Below are 5,289 nucleotides of genomic sequence, written 5' to 3'. Positions count from 1 at the left end.
TCAGCCAAACACTGCCACCACCTGGTAGCCCAGTGCCGCCAGCCGTCTCTCGGGCGACCACAGGCGGGTGCTCTCGCTCACATAGCCACCCGCGCCAGCGTGCGTGTCCTTGTCCACGCGCCACCAGCCGGCCATGGCCGAGGCCTCATCGGGCAGGGCATGCGGCTGCAGCTCCAGCGACCACGACACCGAGCTGGCCGGTACGGGCGCGTTGAAACGGCTGATCGCCGGCGTGGGCGGGGCATCGGCCAGCAGGATGGACAGGAGCTCCGCGTCCACGCCCCGGGCGTCGTGCAGCCTCAGGTGGATGCGCGACAGCCAGGTGTCGGTGCCTGACGAGGGCCATCCCCCTTCGGCCCACCGGAAGTCCAGGTGCTGCGTGAAAGCGGGGGCCAGCCCGGGCTCATAAGGCCGTGCGGGCACCTCGTCCGGCCCCCGCGCCACCTCGGGGCGGCGCGGGTCCAGCGCCGGCAGGCGGGTCTCCCGGCTGGCGCCGAACACGCCGACCAGCACGGCAGCCACCTGGTCGCCCTGGGACACCCGCGCCTGCACCTGGCGCACGTGGCGCCCCGACCGCAGCAGCTCCACGGCCACCCGGACTTCGCCGGCACTCACCGGAGCGACAAAGTTGGTCTGCAGGGCCCGAAGGGGCCATGGGCTGCCGGTCACGTCGCGCATCGCGGCCACCCCGTACACGGCGATGAGGCCGCCGAAGGCCGTGCGGCCCTGCAGCCAATCCGGCAGGACGGGCAGGACGACGGCATCACCGTCGCGTCGGCGCTGCGCGAGCAGATGAGACAGAGGGGTGGGAGCGTCCATGGGAACCTTCGGATCGTTGACGAGCACCCATTATCGAACGATCGTTCGATTTTGTCCGCACCGTGTTCCGTCCGGGCCGCCTGCGACCGGCGCAGGGTCGAAGCCCCTTCTGAGACGGGCGAACTCGTTCCCAATCGTTACCACTGTCGGCACCGGCCGACAGGCTCGCCCGGGCAGGCGCCGACAGTGTGGGCGCCGCGGTGTTCCTAGAGTTCGTCTCAACCGCATCGATTCGATCGGTCCGAGCGTCGGGCCAAGACGGCCCGCCGCCCCCGCCGCGTCTTGCGGCACCAACGACTCGCAAGGAGAAACGCCATGAAGAAGACCACGTTCCTGGTCGTGCCCGTGATTGCTGCCCTGGCCCTGGTGGGCTGTGGCAAGTCGCAGGAGGGGCAGGCCCTGGTCCCGCAGGCCGATGCGACCGTCGCACAGGCAGAGACCTCGGTGCGTGAACTGGGTCAGGAAGCCCGCCAGGGCATGGAGCGCGCGGGCCAGGCCATCGGCGAGCAGGTCCGGCGCGCGGGCGAGGCGCTCGATGATGCGGCCATCACGGCCCAGGTGAGCGCCGCTTTGGCCAACGATCCCCAGCTGAGCGCGCTGGCGATCGACGTGGACACCACGGCCGGGCGCGTGAAGCTCACGGGCACGGCTCCCAGCCCCGAGGCGCGTGACCGAGCCACCCAGCTTGCCGCCGGCGTGCACGGCGTGCTCAGCGTGGACAACCTGCTGACGGTGGAGCCCCGCCCACAATGAGCGGGTTGTTCGCAGCGGCCGGTGTGCCCGCGTGCGCCGGCCGCCGGCGTGGGCCCTTCAGGCAGTGTCGTCGGCCACCTGCAGGACGAGCTTGCCGAAGTTCTCACCGTTGAACAGTTTGAGCAGCGTGCGCGGGAAGTTCTCCAGACCGCGCACCACGTCTTCGCGGGAATGCATGCGCCCTTCGCGCAGGTACCCCGCCATCTCGGCGATGGCCTGCGGGTAGCGGTCGGCATAGTCGAACACGACCATGCCTTCCATGCGGGCGCGGTTCACCAGCAGCGACAGGTAGTTCTTCGGGCCGGCCACCGGCGTGGTGTTGTTGTACTGGCTGATGGCCCCGCAGATGATGATGCGGGCCTTGCGGTTGATGCGGGTGAGCACGGTGTCGAGAATCTCGCCGCCCACGTTGTCGAAGTAGATGTCCACGCCCTGCGGGCAATGCGCCTTCAGGCCGGCGCGTACGTCGCCGTTCTTGTAGTCGATGCAGGCGTCGAAGCCCAGTTCGCGCACCACCCATTCACACTTGGCCGGCCCGCCGGCGATGCCCACCACGCGGCAGCCCTTGATCTTGGCCAGTTGCCCCACCGTCTGGCCGACGGCACCGGCTGCGCCCGAGACGACCACGGTCTCGCCCGCCTTGGGCTGGCCGATGTCCATCAGGCCGAAATAGCCCGTCATGCCGGGCATGCCCAGCACGTTGAGCCATTGCGTCCAGCTGCCGGCGCGCAGGTCGATGCGGGCCAGGCCGCTGCGGCGGATCTCGTGCTCCGGGATCAGGCAGTACTCCTGCACGCCCAGGCTGCCGCTCACGGCGTCGCCCACCGCGAAGTCCGGGTGGTTGGAGGCCACCACCCGGCCCACGCCGCCGGCGCGCATCACCTCACCGAGGCCGACTGGCGCAATGTAGGACTTGCCCTCGTTCATCCAGCCGCGCATGGCCGGATCGAGCGAGAGATAGAGCGCTTTCACCAGCACGCCGCCAGGGCCGGGCTGCGTCACGGGCTCGGTGGTGAACTGCCAGTTGCCGTCGGTGGGCAACCCCACGGGGCGCGAGGCCAGGCGGATCTGGTGGTTGACGGTGTGGGTCATGGTGTCTCCTAGGGGGTGTCGGGGTGGCCGCAGGCGGGCCGTATAGGCGATGACACCACGGCCGGCCGATGCGCGCCGTCACTTAGGCGACGCGGCGGCCGCCTGGGCCGGTGTCGCGGCCTCCCGGTCGGCGCGCAGCCGCAGCGGCGCGCGCGGTGGCCGGCGGTCGGGGCAGGCTGGATCGTCGAGCTTGCGCATGGCTGTTTGCGCCGCCACCTGCAGGAAGTCGAGCATGATGGGGGCGCTGTCGATCAGGTTGCCCCGGCCTTGGTGAAACTCGGGATGCCATTGCAGGCCGCGCGCGTAGCCCTCGCCGGTCCAGCGGATGGCCTCGACCACGCCGTCGAGCGAGGACACGGCCTCCACCACCACCTGCTTGCCCAACTGCGCCACGGCCTGGTGGTGGATGCTGGTCACTCGCAGTTGCGTGGCATTCGGGTAGAGCTGAGCGAGCTGCGAGCCCTGCAAGAAGGTGATGTCGTGCTCGAACTGGTCGTACAGCTCGGCATCCACGTGACGGTGGGTGTTGGGGCATTGCGTCTGCAGATCCTGATAGAGCGTGCCGCCGAAGGCCACGTTCAGCAGTTGGCAGCCGCGGCACACCCCGATGACCGGCTTGCCCTGGTCGAGGAAGGAGCGCAGCAGGGCGAGTTCATAGCGGTCGCGCACCGGGTCGCCGCTCCAGCGCGGGTCGATCGGCTCCTGGCCGTAGGTCTGGGGGGCGACGTCGGCACCGCCTTGCAGCACCAGGCCGTCAAGCTCGGCCACGTACTCGTCCACCGACAGGTGGCGGGCGGCGCGGCGGCTGTCCTCGGCCACCGCCGGCACCATGAAAGCCATGGCGCCGTGTTCCATGATCCAGTGGGCCAGCGATTGCTCGAGGTACTGCAAGGTCTTGTTGCGAAACCCCAGCTCGGGCGGAACCTGGTAGAGCAGACGCGCCGAGATGCCGATGCGCAAGGGCCGCGTCGGAAGAGGCGTGTAGCGGGTCATGCGCGATTGTGAGGCCAGCCTTGCAGCCTCGGTCAAGCCGGGCAATTGCAAGAGGCAAAAAAAACCGCAGCGGCTGCTGCGGCTTTTTGTGTCGGGCGCAAGCCCGAGGGGGATTACAGCGGGCGGATGTTGGCCGCCTGCAGGCCCTTCTGGCCTTGCTTGACTTCGAATTCGACGCGCTGGTTTTCCTGCAGCGTCTTGAAGCCCGTGCCCTGGATGTCGCGGAAATGGGCGAACAGGTCGGCGCCGCCGCTGTCCTGGGCGATGAAGCCATAGCCCTTGCTTTCGTTGAACCACTTGACGGTGCCGGTTTGGGTGCTCATGGAGCGTTCCTTTGAAAATGAAATGGAAAAAGCAGGCCTTGTACAGCGTGCACAGGGCACCTGCAGGAAACACTCTAGAGACGGAACCCGGGGATTCGAACGAGGCTTGCGCGGGCGAACCCTGGCAAGACGGGGAAGACCTCAAAGACCGACGGTCTGGCGTGTACCTGAAGCGTACTGTACACCATTTGCGCCGACCGTGCTCATTGGCGGCATCATGGGGCCCATGAAACTGTCCCGGTTGTTCAGGCCCCGTGACCCGATGTTTTGGCTGATGCTGGCCTTCAGCCTGTTGTCGTCGTTGTGCGCCTGGGCCCTGCAGGCCCTGCCGCTCACGCCCCTGGGCAGGGTGCTCGTCGGCATGGTGGGGCTGGTCAATGCGGGCGTGAGCGCGCTGCTGACATGGCGGCTGATCCGCGACTGAGCCGGGCAATGTCGCCCGATCGCCGCCGCTGGCTGAGGTCCGTGGGCTTGCTCGGTGCTGCGGCCTGGCTGTCGCCGACGTCACTTCACGCCCAGGGTGCCAGGGGGGTGCAGCCCGCGCCGCTGGCCGATCCCTTGGTGATCGCCCACCGCGGTGCCAGCGGCGAGCGGCCCGAGCACACGCTCGCGGCCTACGCGCTGGCCATCGAGCAGGGGGCTGATTACATCGAACCCGATCTGGTGATCACCCGGGACGGGGTGCTGGTGGCGCGCCACGAGAATGCCTTGGCCTTGCTTGGCCCGGGTGGCGCGGTGCGCGAAGCCACCACCGACGTCGCCGAGCGCCCGGAGTTCGCCGCACGCTGCACCACCAAGACCATCGACGGCCAGCGCATCACCGGCTGGTTCACCGAGGACTTCACGCTGGCCGAGCTCAAAACCCTGCGCGCCCGCGAGCGCATTCCCCAACTGCGACCGGGCAACACGCGCTTCGACGGCCTGTTCGAGATTCCCACCTTCGAGGAGGTGCTGCAGCTCGTCGACCAGGCCAACGCGCGGCGCCGGCTGCAGGCGCATGACGACGCCCGCAGCCCGGGCCGCCCCGTGCCCTTCAGGCCCGTGGGCATCTACCCCGAAACGAAGCATCCGAGTTACTTCCGCGGCATCGGCCTGCCGCTGGAGGAACCCCTGGTCACGCTGCTGGACCGCCATGGCTACCAGGCCCCCGATTCGCCAGTTTTCATCCAGTCCTTCGAGGTGGGCAACCTGCGCCGCCTGCGCCAGATGACGCGCGTGCCGCTGGTGCAATTGCTCGCTGCCCGCGGGCAGCACTACGATTTCGCCGCCGACGGCGACACCCGCACCTCCCACGACACTGCCCCGCCAA

General features: G+C 68.9%; 7 protein-coding genes. 3 read left to right on the top strand and 4 right to left on the bottom strand.

Translation table 11 applies throughout. The features are described 5' to 3' along the window. The gene (locus ACK42S_RS12615; protein ID WP_409707923.1) at window positions 1-819 is read right to left on the bottom strand and encodes an acyl-CoA thioesterase; all 819 of its coding nucleotides are present in this window, start codon (window positions 817-819) and stop codon (window positions 1-3) included. A 315-nt stretch (window positions 820-1,134) separates the two neighbouring features. Here ACK42S_RS12615 and ACK42S_RS12610 point away from each other — a divergent pair, with 315 nt between their 5' ends. After that, complete coding sequence (locus ACK42S_RS12610) at window positions 1,135-1,572, top strand: BON domain-containing protein (RefSeq protein WP_409707920.1); 438 nt, start codon at window positions 1,135-1,137, stop codon at window positions 1,570-1,572. A gap of 57 nt (window positions 1,573-1,629) precedes the next feature. Here the strand turns inward: ACK42S_RS12610 and ACK42S_RS12605 are convergent, their stop codons facing one another. The 3 genes from ACK42S_RS12605 to ACK42S_RS12595 all read right to left on the bottom strand — a co-directional run bounded on the left by ACK42S_RS12605 (window position 1,630) and on the right by ACK42S_RS12595 (window position 3,980). Next, window positions 1,630-2,664, bottom strand: coding sequence for an NADP-dependent oxidoreductase (locus ACK42S_RS12605; protein ID WP_409707917.1), 1,035 nt, complete (start codon window positions 2,662-2,664; stop codon window positions 1,630-1,632). Window positions 2,665-2,742: 78 nt separating this feature from the next. Next, entirely contained in the window at window positions 2,743-3,657 is a 915-nt protein-coding gene (locus tag ACK42S_RS12600) for a gamma-glutamyl-gamma-aminobutyrate hydrolase family protein (protein ID WP_409707914.1), read from the bottom strand. Between the two features lie 113 nt (window positions 3,658-3,770). Next, window positions 3,771-3,980, bottom strand: coding sequence for a cold-shock protein (locus ACK42S_RS12595; protein ID WP_409707911.1), 210 nt, complete (start codon window positions 3,978-3,980; stop codon window positions 3,771-3,773). A 226-nt stretch (window positions 3,981-4,206) separates the two neighbouring features. Between ACK42S_RS12595 and ACK42S_RS12590 the strand changes: the two genes are divergently transcribed. Beyond that, on the top strand, window positions 4,207-4,404 hold the full coding sequence (locus ACK42S_RS12590; RefSeq protein ID WP_409707908.1) for a hypothetical protein: 198 nt from the start codon (window positions 4,207-4,209) through the stop codon (window positions 4,402-4,404). 8 nt (window positions 4,405-4,412) lie between these two features. Continuing rightward, window positions 4,413-5,289 (top strand): glycerophosphodiester phosphodiesterase family protein (locus tag ACK42S_RS12585; RefSeq protein ID WP_409707905.1); only part of this gene is annotated, 877 nt, incomplete at its 3' end.

Source organism: Caldimonas sp. (assembly GCF_046289365.1).
In the GTDB taxonomy this organism is placed as follows: Bacteria; Pseudomonadota; Gammaproteobacteria; order Burkholderiales; family Burkholderiaceae_C; genus Caldimonas.
This window is presented reverse-complemented; position numbering and strand designations above follow the sequence as displayed.

Bases quoted from the DNA above. Each gene is read 5' to 3' on its own strand.
- ACK42S_RS12595 (WP_409707911.1), bottom strand. From the start codon at position 3,980: ATGAGCACCCAAACCGGCACCGTCAAGTGGTTCAACGAAAGCAAGGGC.
- ACK42S_RS12610 (WP_409707920.1), top strand. From the start codon at position 1,135: ATGAAGAAGACCACGTTCCTGGTCGTGCCCGTGATTGCTGCCCTGGCC.
- ACK42S_RS12590 (WP_409707908.1), top strand. From the start codon at position 4,207: ATGAAACTGTCCCGGTTGTTCAGGCCCCGTGACCCGATGTTTTGGCTG.
- ACK42S_RS12600 (WP_409707914.1), bottom strand. From the start codon at position 3,657: ATGACCCGCTACACGCCTCTTCCGACGCGGCCCTTGCGCATCGGCATC.
- ACK42S_RS12615 (WP_409707923.1), bottom strand. From the start codon at position 819: ATGGACGCTCCCACCCCTCTGTCTCATCTGCTCGCGCAGCGCCGACGC.
- ACK42S_RS12605 (WP_409707917.1), bottom strand. From the start codon at position 2,664: ATGACCCACACCGTCAACCACCAGATCCGCCTGGCCTCGCGCCCCGTG.